Source organism: Marilutibacter maris (genome assembly GCF_006546735.2).
GTDB lineage: Bacteria > Pseudomonadota > Gammaproteobacteria > Xanthomonadales > Xanthomonadaceae > Marilutibacter > Marilutibacter maris.
Genome location: NZ_VICD02000318.1, coordinates 1 through 1,796, shown reverse-complemented (window position 1 = coordinate 1,796; position 1,796 = coordinate 1). Strand labels below are relative to the sequence as shown.

4 protein-coding genes are annotated in these 1,796 nt (G+C 71.6%); 3 read left to right on the top strand and 1 reads right to left on the bottom strand.

The genetic code is table 11. The features are described 5' to 3' along the window. Window positions 1-436 (top strand): phosphotransferase (locus FKV24_RS17755; protein WP_141483339.1); only part of this gene is annotated, 436 nt, incomplete at its 5' end. Here the strand turns inward: FKV24_RS17755 and FKV24_RS17750 are convergent. Next, window positions 433-771, bottom strand: a complete 339-nt coding sequence (locus FKV24_RS17750) for a P-II family nitrogen regulator (RefSeq protein WP_111267765.1) — start codon at window positions 769-771, stop codon at window positions 433-435. The two genes, FKV24_RS17755 and FKV24_RS17750, sit on opposite strands and share 4 nt — an antisense overlap. A gap of 289 nt (window positions 772-1,060) precedes the next feature. On the opposite strand from FKV24_RS17750, the gene ubiK reads away from it, so the two are divergent. Next, window positions 1,061-1,336: a ubiquinone biosynthesis accessory factor UbiK gene (ubiK, locus tag FKV24_RS17745; RefSeq protein WP_111267766.1), complete on the top strand. Its 276-nt coding sequence runs from the start codon at window positions 1,061-1,063 to the stop codon at window positions 1,334-1,336. A gap of 28 nt (window positions 1,337-1,364) precedes the next feature. Then, the coding region (locus tag FKV24_RS17740; RefSeq protein ID WP_283016220.1) for a magnesium chelatase domain-containing protein at window positions 1,365-1,796 on the top strand (432 nt) is incomplete at its 3' end.

Below are 1,796 nucleotides of genomic sequence, written 5' to 3'. Positions count from 1 at the left end.
GGCGCTGCTGGGCCGGATCGCCCCGCTCGCCCTGGCGATCGAGTACGTGCCCGGCATCCCGCTGTCGCAGGCGGCCGCCGACAGCCCGGCACCGGTGTTCGCGCAGTTGCGCGGCGCGGTCGCCCGTCTGCACGCCGCCGGCATCACCCACAACGACCTGCATCCGGCCAATGTATTGATCGCCAGCGGCGGCACCCCGGTGCTGATCGACTTCGCCTCCTCGCTGCGCGCGCCGCGCTGGCTGCGCCGCTCGCCGCTGGTGCGCCAGTTGCGACGCGGCGACCTGGCCAATGTGCTGAAGATGCAGGCGCGGCTGACCGGAATCGGTCCGGGACGGCGCCAGCGCGCGACCCTGGCCGAGCCCGGCTGGGTCCGCTCGATCCGCGACGGCTGGAAGCGCCTGTACCGGCGTGACCGCAGGCGGGCCCAGGACTAGAGCGCGTCGGCGTCCAGCTCGCCGGTGCGGATGCGCACGGCGCGGTCGAGGTCGTAGACGAAGATCTTGCCGTCGCCGACCTTGCCGGTCCCGGCCGCCTTGATGATCGCCTCGACCACCGCGTCGACCAGATCGTCGGTGACCGCGATCTCGAGCTTGATCTTGGGCAGGAAGTCGACCACGTACTCGGCGCCGCGGTACAGCTCGGTATGGCCCTTCTGGCGGCCGAAGCCCTTGACCTCGGTGGCGGTGATGCCGGCCACGCCGACCTCGGACAACGCCTCGCGGACGTCGTCGAGCTTGAACGGCTTGACCACCGCCATGACCATCTTCATTGCTGCGTCTCCCTCGACCGGCCGGTTGCCCGGCGGCGACGGCCGGAGCGGCATTCAGGATAGCGTCTCGCCCGCGGGGCGCCCAGCGCCGGAGGCCGCGAATGCCGACGCCGGCACCGCCGCGATGGGGTAAAGTGCGCCTCCGCGGACGGCTCTCCCGTGCCTGCCGGCGCCCCGCCTAGGAAATTTCCTAGGCGTCGTCGCGACACAGGATGACTGCGCAGTCACGTCCGGCACGCCAAGCTGAGCCCATGCCGTACAGGCGCATGCCGGACAGGAAACGGAAACGATGATCGACCTGACCCAGATTGACGAACTCGCCCGCCGCCTCAGCAACCTGGTTCCGCCGGGACTGCGCGAGAGCCGCGAGGAAATGCAGCAGAACTTCAAGACCGTGCTCCAGAGCGGCCTGCAACGGCTGGACCTGGTGACCCGCGAGGAATTCGAGGTGCAGCGCGCGGTGCTGCAGCGCACCCGCGAGAAGCTCGAGGCCCTGCAGCAGACCGTCGCCGAGCTCGAAGCCCAGCTCGCCGGCGGTCCGGACGACGGCGGCTCGCGCCACTAGCCAACGCCACAACCCAGGAGCCTGCTCCATGAACCTGGCCCTCGTGCACGGACGTGCGCGGTCCGGGGTCCGGGCACCGGCGGTACGGGTGGAAGTGCACCTAGCCGGCGGCCTGCCCGCGATGTCGATCGTCGGCCTGCCCGAGGCCGCGGTCCGCGAATCCAAGGACCGGGTGCGCGCCGCGATCCAGTGCGCGCAGTTCGAGTTCCCGGCGCGCCGGATCACCGTCAACCTGGCCCCGGCCGACCTGCCCAAGGACGGCGGCCGCTTCGATCTGCCGATCGCGCTGGGCATCCTCGCCGCCAGCGGCCAGATCCCGCTGGAACCACTGAACGACTACGAGTTCCTCGGCGAACTCGGCCTGACCGGCGAGCTGCGCGCGGTCGACGGCGTGCTGCCGGCGGCGCTGGCGGCCGCCGAAGCCGGACGCCGCCTGCTGGTGCCGGCCGGCAACGGCGCC

What these genes read in the sequence shown, in the direction of transcription:
- FKV24_RS17750 (WP_111267765.1), bottom strand. Translation starts at nt 771, where the DNA reads ATGAAGATGGTCATGGCGGTGGTCAAGCCGTTCAAGCTCGACGACGTC.
- ubiK (WP_111267766.1), top strand. Translation starts at nt 1,061, where the DNA reads ATGATCGACCTGACCCAGATTGACGAACTCGCCCGCCGCCTCAGCAAC.